15 protein-coding genes and 1 tRNA gene are annotated in these 17,794 nt (G+C 60.7%); 7 read left to right on the top strand and 9 right to left on the bottom strand.

Features of this window, described 5'->3' with window-relative positions; all coding sequences use genetic code 11:
• The first annotated feature begins 415 nt into the window (after positions 1-415).
• Positions 416-940, top strand: coding sequence for a hypothetical protein (locus C2I19_RS21735; protein WP_146056780.1), 525 nt, complete (start codon positions 416-418; stop codon positions 938-940).
• 96 nt (positions 941-1,036) lie between these two features.
• Here C2I19_RS21735 and C2I19_RS10800 read toward each other — a convergent pair whose 3' ends face one another.
• A complete protein-coding gene (locus C2I19_RS10800; protein ID WP_158253690.1) occupies positions 1,037-1,600 on the bottom strand; it encodes a DUF4879 domain-containing protein in 564 nt (187 codons plus the stop codon).
• Positions 1,601-2,108: 508 nt separating this feature from the next.
• On the opposite strand from C2I19_RS10800, the gene C2I19_RS10795 reads away from it, so the two are divergent.
• Together C2I19_RS10795 and C2I19_RS10790 are read left to right on the top strand one after the other, a co-directional pair.
• Positions 2,109-2,182, top strand: a tRNA-Gly gene (locus C2I19_RS10795).
• A 58-nt stretch (positions 2,183-2,240) separates the two neighbouring features.
• Positions 2,241-4,391 carry an AsmA family protein gene (locus C2I19_RS10790; protein WP_103902698.1) on the top strand — a complete coding sequence of 717 codons (2,151 nt, stop codon included), beginning with the start codon at positions 2,241-2,243 and terminating at the stop codon, positions 4,389-4,391.
• A gap of 903 nt (positions 4,392-5,294) precedes the next feature.
• Here C2I19_RS10790 and C2I19_RS21730 read toward each other — a convergent pair.
• Positions 5,295-5,480 carry a hypothetical protein gene (locus C2I19_RS21730; protein ID WP_146056779.1) on the bottom strand — a complete coding sequence of 62 codons (186 nt, stop codon included), beginning with the start codon at positions 5,478-5,480 and terminating at the stop codon, positions 5,295-5,297.
• Here C2I19_RS21730 and C2I19_RS10785 point away from each other — a divergent pair.
• Positions 5,479-6,750, top strand: a complete 1,272-nt coding sequence (locus C2I19_RS10785; RefSeq protein WP_103902705.1) for a RidA family protein — start codon at positions 5,479-5,481, stop codon at positions 6,748-6,750. The two genes, C2I19_RS21730 and C2I19_RS10785, sit on opposite strands and share 2 nt — an antisense overlap.
• Positions 6,751-7,079: 329 nt before the next feature.
• Here C2I19_RS10785 and C2I19_RS10780 read toward each other — a convergent pair whose 3' ends face one another.
• Positions 7,080-7,640 carry a murein L,D-transpeptidase catalytic domain-containing protein gene (locus C2I19_RS10780; RefSeq protein WP_103902697.1) on the bottom strand — a complete coding sequence of 187 codons (561 nt, stop codon included), beginning with the start codon at positions 7,638-7,640 and terminating at the stop codon, positions 7,080-7,082.
• A gap of 181 nt (positions 7,641-7,821) precedes the next feature.
• Between C2I19_RS10780 and C2I19_RS10775 the strand changes: the two genes are divergently transcribed.
• Both C2I19_RS10775 and C2I19_RS10770 read left to right on the top strand, forming a co-directional pair.
• Complete coding sequence (locus C2I19_RS10775) at positions 7,822-8,940, top strand: MBL fold metallo-hydrolase (protein WP_103902704.1); 1,119 nt, start codon at positions 7,822-7,824, stop codon at positions 8,938-8,940.
• A gap of 178 nt (positions 8,941-9,118) precedes the next feature.
• Positions 9,119-10,468: a chitinase gene (locus C2I19_RS10770; RefSeq protein WP_103902696.1), complete on the top strand. Its 1,350-nt coding sequence runs from the start codon at positions 9,119-9,121 to the stop codon at positions 10,466-10,468.
• A gap of 102 nt (positions 10,469-10,570) precedes the next feature.
• On the opposite strand, the gene C2I19_RS10765 is transcribed toward C2I19_RS10770, so the two are convergent.
• The 3 genes from C2I19_RS10765 to aptA form a co-directional block, all read right to left on the bottom strand.
• Positions 10,571-11,014, bottom strand: a complete 444-nt coding sequence (locus tag C2I19_RS10765; RefSeq protein ID WP_103902695.1) for an SRPBCC family protein — start codon at positions 11,012-11,014, stop codon at positions 10,571-10,573.
• A gap of 602 nt (positions 11,015-11,616) precedes the next feature.
• Positions 11,617-13,110, bottom strand: a complete 1,494-nt coding sequence (locus C2I19_RS10760; protein ID WP_103902694.1) for a CoA-acylating methylmalonate-semialdehyde dehydrogenase — start codon at positions 13,108-13,110, stop codon at positions 11,617-11,619.
• 32 nt (positions 13,111-13,142) lie between these two features.
• Entirely contained in the window at positions 13,143-14,480 is a 1,338-nt protein-coding gene (gene aptA / locus C2I19_RS10755; RefSeq protein ID WP_103902693.1) for an omega-aminotransferase AptA, read from the bottom strand.
• Positions 14,481-14,579: 99 nt separating this feature from the next.
• Here aptA and C2I19_RS10750 point away from each other — a divergent pair, with 99 nt between their 5' ends.
• A complete protein-coding gene (locus C2I19_RS10750; protein ID WP_103902692.1) occupies positions 14,580-15,488 on the top strand; it encodes a LysR family transcriptional regulator in 909 nt (302 codons plus the stop codon).
• 10 nt (positions 15,489-15,498) lie between these two features.
• On the opposite strand, the gene C2I19_RS10745 is transcribed toward C2I19_RS10750, so the two are convergent.
• The 3 genes from C2I19_RS10745 to C2I19_RS10735 form a co-directional block, all read right to left on the bottom strand.
• Positions 15,499-15,801: a hypothetical protein gene (locus tag C2I19_RS10745; protein WP_103902691.1), complete on the bottom strand. Its 303-nt coding sequence runs from the start codon at positions 15,799-15,801 to the stop codon at positions 15,499-15,501.
• A 27-nt stretch (positions 15,802-15,828) separates the two neighbouring features.
• Entirely contained in the window at positions 15,829-16,185 is a 357-nt protein-coding gene (locus C2I19_RS10740) for a DUF1304 domain-containing protein (protein WP_103902690.1), read from the bottom strand.
• 124 nt (positions 16,186-16,309) lie between these two features.
• Positions 16,310-17,743: an MFS transporter gene (locus C2I19_RS10735; protein ID WP_146056778.1), complete on the bottom strand. Its 1,434-nt coding sequence runs from the start codon at positions 17,741-17,743 to the stop codon at positions 16,310-16,312.
• Positions 17,744-17,794: the final 51 nt, after the last annotated feature.

Below are 17,794 nucleotides of genomic sequence, written 5' to 3'. Positions count from 1 at the left end.
AGCGGGTGATTGGCCGGGATGCGATCTTCCAGCTGGATGTAGCTGAACAGATTGGTCTGCGTGTCGTTGCGGACGCCTCTCATTGGATGCTTCCGTAGTTCGTTGGATGCTTGATTATACCAAATGGGTGGATGTTGGTTTTTCAACGGCCTGTTAGTGACTATAAGAGCAACGAAAAAAGCCAGGGACGTAGTAAAATCTGCCACGATAGCGGCAATTCTTTCCTCTACCCTCAAACGATCGTCTCTGCACAGCACCCTCACATTGGTTCGCGCCTCAATCAGCCAAGCGTTCCCAACTCCTATAGCCCATTTCACTGCAGCATCCCCGCTAAAAACCAGTATAAAGTACAGGTTTATCCTAATCATGCAACCTTACCAAACTAAGTGGCACATAGTTTGCTTTGACATACTCCGTGGCAAAAACTAGAAACAATCACAAACAAGGCAAACCAACTTCCATATATTGGCCAATTTCTTTGGAGATGAAAGTGATTATTGGAAATAACAACAGCATCTTCAGGACCACAACACCTAGCAACCAAAACAGTGTCCGACCAACCCCTGCGAGCCAAGAAGGATGGGCTACGACCCACTCAACGCAATCCACACCAGAAACATCAAACAGCTATGACTTTACCAACATGTCGCCCAACAAAATTGTTTCAACAATGAACAATCTAATTAAAAATGGTAAATTATCCTTTGACGACTCTGGCCCCCTACTGGCACTCATCCCACCAAACCTCCCTAACGAAACATTTACGCAAAATCTTCCCAATACTTACGATCAACCAATAAATGTGCTCACATCCCTACAAACATTGATTGACGGAGACAAATACCGAGGGAATTTTAAAAGCGCACAACAAGCTGAAAAAACTTTGCAATTAATACAATCATTTCAAAACAAAACCAAAAACATAGACACACTAGCATAAAGACTGAAGATAAAAAACGGGCATCCACAGAGAAGCTGTAGATGCCCATATGATGCACATCAATCATGCTTAATATCACAACCAAAAATACGTCAACTATTTAATATAAACTTGCGTACTCAAGGTATTCCAAGGGTAGTTTTGTGACGTATTCTGATAGGAAAATGTGCCTGGAGTACTTTGTCCATCAAGATTAAAGTACTGGCGAAAACCTGCAACGATAGAGCCGATAGGACAAGGAGTTGTATATCGACCATTGACATTACATAGCGACTCTGTTTGGTACAGAGCAGCAGCAGGCAAAACAATCCCATTAATCTTGGCAATAGCTGCCCGGCCATACCCTATGGTATCAACCACCACTCTCAATTGAGATCCGCCATGACTACCTGCAGTGGAAAGCTGATTGGCCGACAGAATTTCCCAACCACCATATAGCGTCGATCCAACAGCAAGAATCCCCACATAAGACAATGGGCTTGCAGCATCCAATGGCCTCACCTTACCACTACCATCACGACTTACAGCTGGTACAGCTGGCGATAAAGCAGGCCCAAGCTCCTGAAAAACTACAATAGGCAATACTCTCTGCTCAGGCACTCCCTGGGGAAATGCTACTGAAGAAATCAGACTCAAACCCAACATCAATACATATTTCATGGCATGCCTTTCTTCATGAAGAAGAATAATCATACGAATCTGACAATCTCAATAAATCCAATCTCAGCTGAATTCATTATTTAAGAGCAAATAATAAAACCAAAAAAAATCTGACACTGGAACGTATAAATCGTACGATTAACTGATGTCGTGCAATATTAAACGTGCTGCCAATAGCTCCACGCTATGGGAAAATCCACACAATCAAGATACTCAAACATCATACACCTACCGCATCCACCTCATATCTTTCGCACCACCTCAACCACTGAATCCTGATCTTTCTATCAGTTCGAAAGTAGCTGAAATGCCATTGACCCGACCTCACTCACCGAAATGACACCCCGCACAAACCTACCCCCAGAATCCAACCCCTTTCACATCAACTACTTAGCGATCTGAAATCCGCAGCCACTTCAAAATCCGCTTCAGCGACTAGATTTGCTGCGCCGCAAAACCTTGCCAAGCCCTCTGAAACCCGCTAAATTCGTGGGCTCCAGCGAAGCGCGCGGGTGTAGCTCAATGGTAGAGCAGAAGCTTCCCAAGCTTACGACGAGGGTTCGATTCCCTTCACCCGCTCCAGCCGCTCCCACCTCCTCGTACACAACCCTGCATGCATAGCCTCTCCGAGCGAAATCCAATGAAATTGAACTCCGGCCGGCTGTGGCTAAGAATCTCGACCTATGGCCTGCTGGCTGTAGTTGCGGCGCTGGTGTTGATCCGCGCCCTTATCTTCTGGCAGTTCGACGAATCCGCGGTCCGCGACAACCTGACTCATGCGTTGAAAGACAGCGGCCGCACCGTGCGCATAGAAGGCAGCATCACCCCCTCCGTCTTCCCCTCCCCTGGCCTGGAAATCGAACGGGTCAGCATCAGCGAAGCCGGCAAGCCTGACTTGTTCGCTCGCGTGCAGCTGCTGCGAGTCTCCCTGGCCTGGATGCCGCTATTGTTTGGCAACCGGGAAATCAAGGCCGTTGAACTGTACGCGCCCACCGCCACCATCAGCCGCAACTCGGATGGCCGGTTGAACATCGCCGATCTGTTTCAGCGCCACAGCCAGAACGGCTACAGCATCAAGCTGGACCAGCTGAGCATCCGCGAAGGCACCTTGCAGGTGTCGGACCAGATGAGCCAGACCGACAAGCGTTTCTCCAGCATCAGCGTCGATGCCGATGGCCTGCGCGACACCGCCAAGGTCAGCGCCGGCGCAGTCCTGGACGACGACAAGCGCCCGGTGCGCCTGGCGCTGAATACGCCGCTGGCGATTCAGGACGACCAAGTCAGCCTGCCCGAGCTGGACGCGGTGGCCATCAGCACCATCCAGGGGCTGGGCGAAACCAAGCTGAACCTCACAGGCGCCTACCGTTTCAACTTCGCCTCGCTGCAGGCGACCGGCAACAACGTCACCGTCAGTTTCAGCAGCGACCGCCCCAGCAGCGAAGTCAAACTAACCCTGCCCCAGGTCAATGCCAGCCTGCACGAGCTGACCATGCCCTCAGGCAGCCTGAGCGCCAAGCTCAGCTATGCCCGCAGCCAATACCAGCTGCAGGCAGCGCTGGACAACCTGAAGCTCAGCGAAGGCGGCCTCTACGCCGACAAACTGAACGGCGAATTCAACTGGCTGGCCGGCGCCAGCAAGGTCAACGTCAAGCTGAACGCCCCTTTGTCGCTGGCAGGGCTAAGCCAATTGCGAATGCAGCCGCTGAAGCTCACCAGCACCATCACCACGCCCGCGCTGCCGCGCGGCCAGCTGGTGGCCAGCATGGACGGCATGCTGGACGGCGATATCGACGAGCCGCGCTTCAACCTGCGGGTGGCCGGCAAGCTGGATGGCTCCGACGTATCCGCCACATTGAGCCAATACGGCCTGATCAAGCCGCGCCACGAGGCGATGCTGGCCATAGGCAAGCTAGACCTGAATCGCTACCTGCCGGAGACCCAAGGCGACCCGGTGGCCATTTTCCAGAACACCAACGAGATTCCGCTGGATTGGCTGGACTTCTTCGACTTGAACGGCAAGCTTTCCATCGGCGAGCTGGAAATGGGACGTTTCCGCATCAACAACATCAGCAGCAACGTCCGCATCAATCCGCGCGCCTTCGAACTGGACCAGATGTCGGCCGACATCTACGACGGCCGACTGCAGGGCGATGCCTCGCTGAGCCGCCGCGACGAGCCGCACCTGGAGGTGAAGCAAACGCTGCAGGGCATGAAAATCCGCCCGCTGCTGGTCGATCTGTTCAATTTCGGCCGGCTGGACGGCAAGGGCAGCGGCAAGATAGACATCCGAGCCGACGGCAAGTCATTCGCCGAACTGCGCAACACCCTGAGCGGAGACGCCGCCTTCAGCCTGAACAACGGCGCGCTGACCGGCATTGACCTAGTAGCCGCGCTGAAGAACCTGCCGGCGGAATTGAAGGAATGGAACGGCGCCGCGCAAAATGACCAGAAGACCACCTTCTCCACACTGTCCACCAGCCTGAAGCTGGACAAGGGCGTGGCGCGCAGCCAGGACCTGAAGCTCGCCTCCCAGCTGGTCAACGTCAAGGGCGGCGGCAAGCTGGACCTGAAACAGAGCATTGTCGACTACGCGCTGGACGTGCAGGCCAACCCGCAGGAATTCGTCCGGCTCAAAGGCGTCAACGTGCCGCTGAAGATCACCGGCCCGATCAACGCCCCAGTCTACGCGCTGGACTTCAACGCGCTGGTCAAGGGCAAGAAGACCGAAGGCGAGAAGCAGCAGGCGCTCAAGCAACAACTTCAGAAACAGATCACCACCATTCTGCCCTGAGTTCCTCCACCCCACACCCCAAGCAAAACGACGCGGCAGCGGCCTAGCATCAAGGCCCGCCGCCCGTCCCAAGCAAGGACTTGCCTCCCGACGAAGGCCCGCCCATGCCAGGCCAAGATCTAAACCACCCTGCCGCATAGATGGGATCGCTGAAATAGCTTCGATATCGGCGCCCCTCTGCAAAATCAGTCTTCATGCAGGCAATCCAGGATGTTCTCAACACCCCTCCTGCAACGCCAACGCAATCCCTACTCACCCGGCCGCCAAACTTCAGCAACGCGCCTTGAGGGCGTCTTCGCGCAGAGAACCAACGCCTGCAGCGCCGCCAACGATCACCCTTCCAATCACACGCTCAATATCAAGCCTGCCGACGCCGCGGAGTAAAGCCCGATGCAGGTCGCGAAAATCTCTCCCCACCTGCAGCGAACATTAGCTTTCACATACCCCGCCACCCAGCTTGAATGAAAAAGCGCGGCTTTATCGAACCAGTCATCTCAATACTCATCTATCGCATCAAGCCGCATCAAATATGCCTTATGCAAGCGCAGAATAGGCAAGAGTATTGAAAATCATCTTTATTACGCCTTTCTCGTATTTTCAGCCCTAAATTTCATTACACCGCTCTCGCCATCCATACTGATCTTCGTCAAATCCTGCCCAAGAGAAATATGGTTGGCGGTAAATCATTTGGCCAACAATAAAGATAAGACCCGTCATTTTCACTACAAGCACCATTAGCGCTAAAGCGCATTTTTTATTCAAATATGAGACATGCCAAATCAGTACAATCTGAAACAGCTTCGCTTTACTCAATTCAGATTTTACGTTTTACTATTTTTCTATCACCACATGTGTTGACAGCTCAGGCCATTCATCGAAAAATCCACATCTTGATTACATCGCTCAAGCAATCCACAAAATTCGCGCTAATCGAGTTTTAAAATGATCCGCATCTGAATTCAAATTCAAACCAAGCGAAATCAATGCCAGTACTCGATTAGAAGCGTGGCGAAACATTAATAGCTCAACCGCTATATTCCAAGCCACGCCGGCAGGCCCAATCCAAACCAAACAGGTAATGACCATCATGTGCAGCTTCAATACGGTACTGGCAAGAAATACGGAAAACGCGCCCAAGGGCTTGGGCCTCAGCTCGCAAACCGTCGCCTTCTCTCATTACAACAATCTTTCAGCTCAATTGCCGATTGATCCCGCCACCGGGAAACTGGTAGCCGGCGGCATCAAAGAACAAGCCGCGCAGTGCTTCAAAAACCTCCGGGAAATCATCGCAAGCATCGGCCATAGCATGGACGATGTGGTCAGGATCACCATTTTCGTCAAGAACCTCTCGGACATGGAAATGGTCAATCCAGTCTATGCCGAATTCTTCCAAGGCTATGTTCCCACCCTGACCACCGCCGCCGTCTCTGCCCTGCCCTTGAACGCTTTGATTCAAGTAGAAGCACTGATCTCCAATGGCGAAGGCACCATCCCCAACGCGCCCCAAGCTGGCGATTTGATCAAGATCGCGCGCGATACGGACAACGCGCCTAAACACCCGCTGTCCTCGCAATCCGTAGCCTTCTCCCATTACAACAATATCTCGGCTCAGCTGCCCATCGACCCCAAGTCCGGAAAGCTGGTAGCCGGCGGCGCCAAAGAGCAGGCTGCCCAGTGCCTGAAAAACATCAAGACCATTCTGGAAAGCATGGACGTTCCGTTTGACGACATCGTCAAAATCAATCTCTTCCTGAAAGACCTGGGGGATATTGACGCGGTAAACGAAACCTACCGCGCCTTCTTCCCGGACTCGGCCATCGCCCGCGCGGTCGCCTACCTGCCGGCCCGCACCGTTATCGCAGCCGCAGGCTTGCCCATGGATGCCCTGGTTCAAATCGAAGCCGTGGTATCGCATGGTGACGGCACGCCGCCGCAAGCCGTGGAAGACCGGCATGGCATCGTGATCAAGGCGAACAACACGGCAAACGCCCCGCGCGATGCCCTGTCCACGCAAACGGTGGCCTTCTCCCATTACAACCACCTGTCCGCTCAACTGCCCTTGAATCCGCAGACGAATCAAATCGTCGACGGCGGAGTCAAAGAACAAGCGGCTCAGTGCTTGAAAAATATCAAGGCCATCGTGGAAAGCATAGGCCACGCCATGGAGGATGTGGTTAAGGTCAATATTTTCCTGCAAAACATGGAAGATATTGCCTCGCTGGATGAAGCTTACAAAACCTTCTTCCCGGACGGCGTGCCGGCGCGCAGAATCGTAGGCGTCTCCGCCTTGCCGCTCAATGCCAGGATTCAAATCGACGCCGTCGTCGCCAACGCCGAAGGCACCCCGCCTAACGCGTAAAATATCCACCCCATCACGCCGGCGCTTGATTGCCATGGCAAGATGCCATCAAGCGCCAAGCGTGGGGATGCAATAAAGCCCATCGTTTGCCGACAGAAAACATGTCCATCATTATTTTCACGGCAAGCGTTGGGCTTTTCATGTTTCACTCAATCAACGGATCTTAAAAACCAGATTGAGTCAGACCCCGGTCGATACACAGCCCTGATGCGCTTGGCAGATGCAGCCATACCTGAATGATGGCCCGCATCACGGACACATTCCCCATACGCAAGCCATCTATCTTGCTGCCATAGCTTTAGCAAAATCAGACTCAAACCCAACAAGAATCAACGGCGGAAATAAATGCAATTGATGTACGACCCGCCCTGCAGCATATTGATCAGACCGACGCTGTATTGCGGGTCTATCGCCAGGCTGCCGTCGGAGCGGCCCGGCATGCCGTGCTCGCGGATGTAATCCGGGGCCAGGTAATCCGCGCCGTGCATGGTCAGCTTGCGCGCGCGCATATTGGCGTTGTCCGGTCCGATGCCGTCCAAGCATAGCGATAGGCCGCAGGGGCCGAAGCAGGTGTCGGCGGCTCGGCAGACGCCCAGACAGGACGCCTTGGAGGCTGGATCATCTGAAAAGTGCTTGGCGTACAGCAGATTGTCGCCCGGATTCGGGCCGCGGCCATGGGCCACCAGGAAGCGCTGGACCGAAGCTTCCAGCGTGTCGAACACGAATAGCCGCGGTTCGGTGGATGGCAGGCCGAAATCCACCACGGCCCAGTACAGCAGGCTGGCGCGCGGGTGATCCGCGCGCTGCGCCGCCAGCATGTCCAGCACGGCGTGATCCGGCAGTCCTTCCTGCCGGCATAGCTGCAACAGCAATTCGTCCAGTTCGTCCACTCCGCTCCCCTTGCCGGCCCTCCGGCCAGTGTTTCATTCTAGCCAGCGGCTTATCCGCCGCAAGCATCGCGCGCGCAACCATGCGCCACGGGCGTGGTCAAAGCTCGACGCGGCGGACGCGCTTATTTACAGTGTCGACACCAGCCGCGCGGCGGCATCGATACGCTTGAAAAGGATGGCGATGAAAGCACTTGGCAAGAAAGCGGCCGGCGCGCGGCTGGAGAGGATGCGCGCTTCCCCGATGTGGGCGGGAGACGGCTTCCGCAATGTTTACCCTATTGCGCCCGGATTGCGGGACCCGTCAGTGAAGATGCCATCGCTGAAGGATTTCCTGTGCGGCGGCGAACGGCGCGTGCCCACCGGCCATTTGCCGGCGCTGGATCCGCGCCACGCCTGGCGCAAACCGGCGGAATCCGGCCTGCGCGCCACCTGGCTGGGCCACTCCAGCGTCTTGATAGAAATAGACGGCCTCAGGCTGCTGACCGATCCAGTATGGGGACCGCGCGCCTCGCCGACGCGGCTGGCCGGCCCCAAGCGCTTCCAGCCGGCGCCGGTCCGGCTGAAGGAGCTGCCGCCGCTGGACCTGGTGCTGGTCTCGCACGACCACTACGATCATCTGGACTACCCCACGATACGCGAACTGGCCAAGACGACCACGCCCTTCGTCACCTCGCTGGGCGTGGGCGCGCATCTGGAAGCTTTCGGCGTGGCGCCGGAACGCATCATCGAGCTGGACTGGTGGGAAAGCTATGCCCACCCCGGGTCTGAACTCACCGTCACCGCCACGCCGTCGCAGCATTTCTCCGGCCGCGGCCTGAAAGACCGCAACGCCACGCTGTGGTCGTCTCTATCCATCCGCACGCCGCGCCACTCGGTCTTTTTCAGCGGCGACACCGGCCTGACCGGCCAGTTCGAGGAAATCCGCGAACGCCTGGGCGCGTTCGATCTGGTGATGCTGGAAGTGGGCGCCCACCATCCAGCCTGGGGCGACATTCACCTGGGGCCGGACAATGCGCTGAAGGCGCTGGACTTGCTGGGCGGCGGCGCTTTCCTGCCGGTGCACTGGGGCACCTTCAATCTGGCCATGCACGCCTGGGACGCGCCGGCGGAGGCGCTGCTGGCGCACGCCGAGCGCCGCGGCACGCGCCTGCTGATGCCGCGCCTGGGCGAGGCCATGGAGCCGGCCCATGCCGAACGCGCGCTCCCGTGGTGGCGCGGGGTGGATACCGAGGCCGCTCCCTCTCCAGCCCCTCAGCCTGAGGAAGCCATGCCTAAATCTCTGCCCTGGCCACTAGACTGAGCCGGCTTCGCCTCTCCGTTCAAAACGCGCCTCGATTGAGAGCGCGTTTTGTCATAATTATCATTGAGTTTTAATCTCGCCCGAGTACATTAAGCAATGCTGAAAAATATCAGCTAGTTTATAAACATAAAATGGATATGACGCCGCATGGCGGCGCATTGCTTAAGGTATCGACAAGATGAAACCCTTCATCGCGCTCTCGGCGCTGGCCGCCGCACTGGCCGGCCTCGCCAGCCCCATCGCCCAAGCCGGCGTCTTCGCGCCCTATGTCGACGTCACGCTGTGGCCCACGCCGCAAATCGACAAAATCGGCATTACCCAGGGTATCCAGCAATTCACCCTGGCCTTCGTCACCGCCCAGAATGGCTGCAACCCCTCATGGGGAGGCGTGATGCCGATTCCCGGCAACGCCGCCGATACGCAAATGGCGGCCATCGCCTCCGGCATAGCCAACTTCCGCGCCAAAGGCGGCGAGGTGATGCTGTCCTTCGGCGGCGCCAACGGCCTGCCGCTGCAGCAGGCCTGCGCCACGCCCGCGGCGCTGCAGGCGGCTTACCAAAGGACGCTGGACGCCTACCAGCTCAACCGCATCGACTTCGACATCGAAGGCACCGCGCAAACCGACGCGGCGGCCAATCAGCGCAACTTCGCCGCCGTGGCGGCGCTGCAGAAAAGCTACCAGGCCAAGGGCAAAACGCTGTCGGTATCGCTAACCCTGCCGGTGATGCCCTACGGTCTGACCCAAGACGGTCTCAATGTGCTGAACGCGGCGCTGAAAAGCGGAACCGCGCTCGATACCGTCAATGTGATGGCGATGGACTACGGCCAGCGCAACAGCGATATGGGGCTGGCGGCCAAACAGGCGGCCCAGGCCTTGTACGGCCAGCTGGACGCAGCCTACAAGGCCCGCGGCCAGACCTTGAGCGCCGCCCAGCTTTGGCGCAAGATCGGCCTGACGCCCATGATCGGCCTCAACGATACCCGGCCTGAAACCTTCACTTTGGCCAATGCCGCCAGCCTGGCCGCCTTCGCATCGGCCAACGGCATCGGCACGCTGGCCATGTGGTCTGTCAGCCGCGACCAAGCCTGCCCCGGCAACGCCGCCACCGTCGGCCCCGCGTGCTCGGGCATAGCCCAGACCGCCTACGCCTTCAGCAGCGCGTTCAAAACCGCCGCTAAAGACCACTGGGGCAGCGGCGTGACGCCAAACCCGAATTACGGCGGCGGCAGTTCCGGCAATGGCGGCCCGGTCAACGGCCAAGCCTGGTCCGCCAGCCAGATCTATCAATCCGGCAACTTGGTCAGCTATGCCGGCGCGACATGGAAAGCGCAATGGTGGACCCAGGGCGACACGCCGGGCCAAGCCGCCGTTTGGCAGCAGCAAGGCGGCAATCTGCAGAATTGGTCCGCCAGCGCCACCTATAACGGCGGGGCCTGCGCGCTGTATCAGGGCAAGAAGTACTGCGCCAAATGGTGGACCCAAGGCAGCGTGCCCACCGCCGGCGACCCGTGGTCGCCAGCCAACTAAGATGATGGTTTGAAAAACAAGGCCGGGTTCCCCCGGCCTTTTCGCTTCGCATCGCCCCTTAGACGCTGCTTGGTTTTTTAGCGGCTGTTTGCAAGCAGCCGTTCAAACGCCGGCATCGGCCTCCACCAGCCGGGCTAGCTGGTTCAGCGACTGCTGCCAGCCCAGGTAGCAGTTTTCCGGCGGAATCGCGTCGGGGATGCCTTCCTGAGTAATCGACAAATCTGTGCCGCAGTCCAACGCCTGCAAGACGATGGAGGTCACCATCTCGCCCGGCAAACCGGCGTCTTCGAAATGGTCGCTGTAACGGATGCGAACGCCTGGCTCCAGCTCCAGATAGCGCCCGCCAAAAGCATGAAGCTGCCCGCTGGCGAAGGCGACGAATTCCATCTTGTAGCCGCTGCCGACGCGGGCATCGTGCTCCAGCACCTTGCACACAAAACCCTCGGGCGGCAGCCACTTGGCCAGCGCCAGCGGATCGAGGAAGGCGCGGTAAACGCGCTCCGGCGGCGCGCTCAGCACGCGGTGCAAGCGTATCGTGTTCGGCATGGCGGTTCCTGAATCAGGACATCGGGAATTGCAGCATAGCGCATGCTCGACAAACCGCCCCCCCTCTCCCCCGGCCCCTCTCCCGCAAGGGGAGAGGGGGGAATGCCGACAGGGTTGCCCACCGGTCCGGAACCGACTCATCGCCAAAGCCCTATCCCAGCAAACGCTAGGCCATAACGCGGATTACGCCAACCGCCTGTCAGCCCCTCTCCCGCAAGGGAGAGGGGGAATGTCGACAGGGTTGCCCACCGGTCCCGAACCGACTCATCGCCAAAGCCATATCCCAGCAAACGCTAGGCCCTGACGCGGATTACGCCAGCCACCTGTCAGCCCCTCTCCCGCAAGGGGAGAAGGGGGAATGTCGACAGGGTTGCCCACCGGTCCCGAACCGACTCATCGCCAAAGCCCTATCCCAGCAAACGCTAGGCCATGACGCGGATTACGCCAACCGCCAGCTCCGTAGCGCGGGTTGGCCAAAGGCCATATCCGCGAGCGATGCTGGGGCGGTTAAACGGGCCGCGATGCGCCATGTTGTTGCCGCAGGAAAGCCCCTCTCCCCCCGCGGGAGAGGGGTTGGGGAGAGGGGGAAAGCCTAGGCCAGACTACAAGTTGGGAAACGCGAACTGCGAAGCCTCGTGGCTGGCGCGTTGCGGCCAACGCTGGGTCACCGCCTTGCGCCGGGTGTAGAAGCGCACGCCGTCCGGGCCGTAGGCGTGCAAGTCGCCGAACAAGGACCGTTTCCAGCCGCCGAAGCTGTGGTAGGCCACCGGCACCGGCAGCGGCACGTTGATGCCCACCATGCCCACCTCCACGGTGTCGGCAAATAGCCGCGCCGCCTCGCCGTCGCGGGTGAAGATGCAGGTGCCGTTGCCGTATTCGTGAGCGTTGATCAGCGCGATCGCCTCCTCCAGGCTGTCCACGCGCACCATGCACAATACTGGGCCGAAGATTTCCTCCTGGTAGATGCGCATCTGAGGCATCACGCGGTCGAACAGGCAGCCGCCGAGGAAGAAGCCGCCCTCATGCCCCGGCACCGCGATGCCGCGGCCGTCGACCACCAACTCCGCGCCGGCCGCCACGCCATCGGCGATATAGCCGCTGACCTTGTCCAGATGCGCGCGCGTCACCAGCGGGCCCATGTCCAGGCCCGGCGAGGTGCCGGGCCCCACTTTCAAAGCCTGGATCTGCGGCGTCAGCTTGGCGATCAGCGCGTCGGCCGCCTGATCGCCGACGCAGACGGCCACCGAGATGGCCATGCAGCGCTCGCCGCAGGAGCCGTAGGCCGCGCCCATCAAGGCGTTGACGGTGTTGTCGAGATCGGCGTCCGGCAGCACCACCGCGTGGTTCTTGGCCCCGCCCAGCGCCTGCACCCGCTTGCCGCGGCGGCTGCCCTCGGCGTAGATGTATTCGGCGATGGGCGTGGAGCCGACGAAGCTGACGGCCTTGACTTCCGGCGCCGCCAGCAGCGCGTCCACCGCCTCCTTGTCGCCATGCACCACATTGAGCACGCCCTTGGGCAGGCCGGCTTCGTGCAGCAAACGGGCGATCAGCAGCGTCGAGCTGGGATCTCGCTCCGATGGCTTCAAGATAAAAGTATTGCCGCAGGCGATGGCCAGCGGATACATCCACAAGGGCACCATGGCCGGGAAGTTGAACGGGGTGATGCCGGCCACCACGCCCAGCGGCTGGAAATCGCTCCAGGCGTCGATCGCCGGACCCGCATTGCGGCTGTACTCGCCCTTCAGCAGCTCCGGCGCGGCGCAGGCGTATTCCACGTTTTCGATGCCGCGCTTCAGCTCGCCGGCGGCGTCTTCCAGCGTCTTGCCGTGCTCGCGGCTGATCAGCGGCACGATCTCGGCCTCATGCTGCTCCAACAGCTGCTTGAAGCGGAACAACACTTGCGCGCGCTTGGCCGGCGGGGTGTCGCGCCAGGCCGGAAACGCCGCCTGGGCGGCGGCCACCGCCTGCGCGACCGTGGCGGCGTCGGCCAACTGGACTTCGGCGATGGTTTCGCCGATGGATGGATTGAAAACCGGCGCGCGGCGGCTGCCGCCATCGCAGGCTTCGCCGTGGATCAGATGCTGCAAAATCGTCATTTCAGCTTCTCTTTTATCGATAGGGAATCGGTTCAGGCCAGTTTGGCCAGCGTCTCGCCAACGGCGTCGAACAGGCTGTCCAGCTCCTGCGGCGTGGTCGTGAACGGCGGGCCGAACTGCAGCGTGTCGCCGCCGTAGCGGACATAAAAGCCCTTGCGCCACAACGCCATCGCCGACTCGTACGGCCGCACGATGGCGTCGCCGCCGCGCGGCGCGATCTGCACCGCGCCGGCCAAGCCGCAGTTGCGGATATCCGCCACGTGCGGCAAGCCCTTCAGGCCGTGGATGCCGCGCTCGAAATGCGGCGCCAGCTCGGCGACTCTCGCCACCAGGTTTTCGTTCTCCAGCAAGTCCAGCGCCGCCAACGCCGCCGCGCAAGCCACCGGGTGCGCCGAGTAGGTGTAGCCATGGGCGAACTCCACCGCGTACTCCGGCGTGCTCTGCGCCATGAAGGCGTCGTAGATCTCGGACGTCGCCACCACCGCGCCCATCGGCACCGCGCCATTGGTCAGCTGCTTGGCCAGATTCATGATGTCCGGCGTCACGCCGAAGTAGTCGGCGCCGAACAGCTTGCCGGTGCGGCCGAAGCCGGTGATCACCTCGTCGAAGATCAGCAGGATGCCGTGCTGGCTGCAGATTTCTCGCAAGCGCTGCAAATAGCCCTGCGGCGGCACGATGACGCCAGCCGAGCCGGCCATCGGCTCCACGATCACCGCGGCGATATTGGACGCGTCGTGCAGCTCGATCAGCCGCAGCAAATCGTCGGCCAGCTCCACGCCGTGTTCCGGCAGGCCGCGGCTGAAAGCGTTGGCCGGCAGCAAGGTGTGCGGCAGATGGTCCGCATCCATCAAAGGCCCGAACAGCTTGCGGTTGCCGTTGATGCCGCCCAGGCTGGTGCCGGCGATGTTGACGCCGTGGTAGCCGCGCGCCCGGCCGATCAGCTTGGTCTTGGACGCCTGGCCCCTCAGCCGCCAGTAGGCGCGCGCCATCTTCACCGCGGTGTCGGCGCACTCGGAGCCGGAGTTGGTGAAGAACACATGATTCAAATCCCCCGGCGTCATCGCCGCCATGCGCTCTGCCAGCCGGTACGACAGCGGGTGGCCAAACTGGAAGCTGGGCGAATAGTCCAGTGTGGACAGCTGGCGATACACCGCCTCGGCGATCTCTTTGCGGCTATGGCCGGCGCCGCAGCACCATAGGCCGGACAGGCTGTCGAACAGGCGCCGGCCGTCGGCGTCGGTCAGATAATTGCCCTCGCCAGCCACAATCAGGCGCGGATCGCGCTGGAAGTTGCGGTTGGCGCTGAACGGCATCCAGTGCGCGCGCAAGTCTAGGCGGGAAAATTCGGAACGGGTGGTGAGCGGGTTCATGTCGGGCACCTGTGGCGGGAATATCGGCACAGCATGCCGCGGACATCGCGTGAGTTAAATGCTATCTTTATTATGTTTAGATTTTAAAATACTCAACTTATGAAACCTGCGCTGGGCCAAGTCAGCGATTTCGATATCCGCCTGCTGCGGCTGTTCCGCGCGGTAGCCGAGTGCGGCGGTTTTTCCGCCGCCGAGGGCGTACTGGGCATCAGCCGCTCCGCCATCAGCCTGCAGATGGGCGATCTGGAAAAGCGCCTCGGCATCCGGCTGTGCCAGCGCGGCCGCGCCGGTTTCGCCCTCACCGACGAGGGCCGCGAAGTGCTGCGCGCCAGCCAGACGCTGCTGGCGGCGCTGGAAGATTTCCGCAGCGAAGTGAACTTGCTGCACCGCGAGCTGCGCGGCGAGCTAAACATCGGCATCGTCAACAACCTGGTGACTTTGCCCAAGATGCGCGTCACTGGCGCGCTGAAAGCGCTGAGCGAGCAAGGGCCAGAGGTGAAGATATCAATAGGCATGATGACGCCCAGCGATATCGAAACCGGCCTGCTGGACGGCCAGCTGCACGCCGGCGTGGTGCCACTGATCCAGCCGCTGTCAGGATTGGACTATCTGCCGCTGTACGAGGAACGCTCGCAGCTGTATTGCAGCCGCGAGCATCCGCTGTTCAGTCAGCTGGACGATGCCTTGAGCGAGGTGGACCTGGCCGCGGCCAACGCCGTCGCGCCCAGCTACCGGCTGCCGCCGCAGGCGCAGGCGCTGCAACAGCGGCTTACCCCTGCCGCCGCCGCATCCGACCGCGAAGGCATCGCGTTTTTGATCCTCAGCGGCCGCTACATCGGCTACCTGCCGGACCACTTCGCCGCCGGCTGGGTGGCCCAAGGCATGATGCGGCCGCTGCTGCCGGACGTCTGCCATTACGCCGCGCCTCTGGCGCTGGCGGTGCGCAAGGGCCGGCGCGCCAATTTGGTGCTGGAGAGATTTTTGCAGGAGCTGGAGCGCACGAGCTGATCCTGCGAAATCAAGGGATGAACTGGCAGATTCGCGCAACCAAGCGCTCCAGCTCGTCTTTCTTGTATTCCAAGGTGGGTTCTAGATAGAATTTTCCGCCGCGAGACTCCACCACCAGCCACCGGCCAAACGAAAACAAGCCGAACAGACGCCGCCCCCGCCTCAGGCTAACGGACGCGATCTCCTCCAGCGGCACCCGCCAGCGCAAGGCATCGCCTCGGAGCACCGACACGCCTCGCTCATTGAACACGATGCGCGCAGGCTTGAGCCTTCTGCCTGAAAACCGCCCCAAGATGCTCATTTCCGGAACCATCCGCACTCCCCGCGACGCGCTCGCCGCTCAAGCCAGCCACAGCAGCGCGATGCCCAGCGCCGCCGGCAGCCCCTGCACAAACAAAATGCGCCGATTGACAGTCAGCGCGCCGAACACGCCGGCCGCCAGCACGCAAGCGAGGAAGAACAGCTTGATCTGGAAGCCGGCCGCGCCCAGCCACAGCCCCCAAAACAGGCCGGCAGCCAGAAAGCCGTTGTACAGGCCCTGGTTGGCGGCCAGAACCCTGGTATCCCGCGCCCTCTCCGGCGTCAGCCGGAAAGTCTTCATGCCCAGCGGCTTGTCCCACAGAAACATTTCCAGGATCAGGAAATAGACATGCAGCAGCGCTACCAGCGCGATGACGATATTTGCTATCCAATGCATTTTGCCCCCTTGCCGCCATGAGCCCCGGCGCCGAATCAACCCGCCCATGCCGCGCGGCATGGGCGTCTCGTGCAGAAATGCTAGACGGAAGCCGCCTCGCCGACAAGCCGCATGCCATGCGCCATCACGCGTCCCGGCTGGCCGCCCTGCCCGCCGCCGCGCGCCGCGAGGGCAGCATGCCGCCCAGCGCTATCGCCAAGGCCAGCGCGATCAAACCCGTCGAGACGGCGAAGACCGCATGCATGCCATGCGCGATGGCGTCCGGCGAGGCCGTCGCCAGCCTGTCCGTCCCCGCGGCCGCGGCGAACACCGCGCCCATCGCCCCGGCTCCGGTCAGCAACCCCAGGTTGCGCGCCAGATTCAGCAGTCCCGAAACCAGGCCTCGGCCACTCGCGCCGCTGCCCGCCATCACCTGAGTGTTGTTGGCCGCCTGAAACTGCGCATAGCCCACCGTCAGCAACAATAACGATGCGATATAGCCCGGCACGCCCCAGACCATGGGCGTCAGGCTCAAGGCGGCGGCGCCGGCCAATATGGCGAACAGGCCGGCCAAGGCCATGCCGCGCGCGCCGAAGCGGTCCACGGCCGCGCCAGCCGGCAAGCCATACACAGCCGACAACACCGGTCCGGCCGACATCGCCAGTCCGACTTCGGCCATATTCAATCCCAGGCTGCGCGCCAGGTAAAACGGGCCGACCACCAACGTCGCCATCATCACCGTCGCCACCAGGCCGCTCATCGCCATGCCGCCGCTCAAGTTCGAATCGCGCAGCATATCCAGCCTCAGCAGCGGCGCCTCGATCCGCCGCTGCCACCAGACAAAAACGCCGCCCCCGGCCAACGCCGCCGCCAGCCAGGCGGCATTGAAAGCGCCGAAGTGGCCGCGTCCCGTGGTCATAGCCAGCGCATAGCTCGCCGCGGCCAGCGCCAGCAGCGCGGTGCCGACTCGATCAAAGCCGGCCTGGCCGCGCGAAGCGGAGCGGTCGTCGCCCGGCAGGCTGCGGCTGGCCAACGCCAAGGCCGCCGCCGACAGCGCGGCTAGCAGCAGGAAGATGCTGCGCCAGCCGAAACCGGCGATCAATACGCCGCCCAGCGAGGGACCGAGCGCGGTGCCGAGCGCCGACATCGTGCCCAGCCAGCCCATGGCGCGACCGATGCGCTCCTTGGGCATGACGTCGGCGACGAAAGCCATGCTCAAGGCCATCATCACAGCCGCGCCCAGGCCTTGCGCGGCGCGGGCGGCGATCAATGCCGGAAACGAGGCCAAGCCGGCAACCAGCGAGGCGGCGGCGAACAGCAACAGACCGCCCAGCAGCAAGCGCCGCCGTCCCATCAAATCGCCCAACCGCCCCGCGCCGACGATCAAGGCAGTGCTGGCCAAGAGATAAGCCAATACCACCCATTGCACATGCTGGAACGACACGCCGAAATGCAGCGACAAGGCCGGCAGGGCCACATTGGCGATGCTGGTGCCCAGCGAGGCCAGCAGCATGGCCAGCGACAGGCTGGCCATGCTCGCCCGCGGCGACGCGCCGGCGTGGTTCGAAATGGCTTTCATGATGTTCTCCCATCTGTCTATGTTCAGCCCACAGCGTAGGCTCGGCCTAGA

The organism is Chromobacterium alticapitis (genome assembly GCF_002924365.1).
GTDB lineage: Bacteria > Pseudomonadota > Gammaproteobacteria > Burkholderiales > Chromobacteriaceae > Chromobacterium > Chromobacterium alticapitis.
Note: the sequence above shows the minus strand (reverse complement) of the source record. Positions and strands in the feature narration are given on the sequence as shown.

Excerpts from the sequence above, each read along its gene's own strand:
- C2I19_RS10800 (WP_158253690.1), bottom strand. The coding sequence starts at position 1,600 with ATGAAATATGTATTGATGTTGGGTTTGAGTCTGATTTCTTCAGTAGCA.
- C2I19_RS10790 (WP_103902698.1), top strand. The coding sequence starts at position 2,241 with ATGAAATTGAACTCCGGCCGGCTGTGGCTAAGAATCTCGACCTATGGC.
- C2I19_RS10785 (WP_103902705.1), top strand. The coding sequence starts at position 5,479 with ATGTGCAGCTTCAATACGGTACTGGCAAGAAATACGGAAAACGCGCCC.
- C2I19_RS21730 (WP_146056779.1), bottom strand. The coding sequence starts at position 5,480 with ATGATGGTCATTACCTGTTTGGTTTGGATTGGGCCTGCCGGCGTGGCT.
- C2I19_RS10775 (WP_103902704.1), top strand. The coding sequence starts at position 7,822 with ATGAAAGCACTTGGCAAGAAAGCGGCCGGCGCGCGGCTGGAGAGGATG.
- C2I19_RS10770 (WP_103902696.1), top strand. The coding sequence starts at position 9,119 with ATGAAACCCTTCATCGCGCTCTCGGCGCTGGCCGCCGCACTGGCCGGC.
- C2I19_RS10765 (WP_103902695.1), bottom strand. The coding sequence starts at position 11,014 with ATGCCGAACACGATACGCTTGCACCGCGTGCTGAGCGCGCCGCCGGAG.
- C2I19_RS10760 (WP_103902694.1), bottom strand. The coding sequence starts at position 13,110 with ATGACGATTTTGCAGCATCTGATCCACGGCGAAGCCTGCGATGGCGGC.
- aptA (WP_103902693.1), bottom strand. The coding sequence starts at position 14,480 with ATGAACCCGCTCACCACCCGTTCCGAATTTTCCCGCCTAGACTTGCGC.
- C2I19_RS10750 (WP_103902692.1), top strand. The coding sequence starts at position 14,580 with ATGAAACCTGCGCTGGGCCAAGTCAGCGATTTCGATATCCGCCTGCTG.
- C2I19_RS10745 (WP_103902691.1), bottom strand. The coding sequence starts at position 15,801 with ATGGTTCCGGAAATGAGCATCTTGGGGCGGTTTTCAGGCAGAAGGCTC.
- C2I19_RS10740 (WP_103902690.1), bottom strand. The coding sequence starts at position 16,185 with ATGCATTGGATAGCAAATATCGTCATCGCGCTGGTAGCGCTGCTGCAT.
- C2I19_RS10735 (WP_146056778.1), bottom strand. The coding sequence starts at position 17,743 with ATGAAAGCCATTTCGAACCACGCCGGCGCGTCGCCGCGGGCGAGCATG.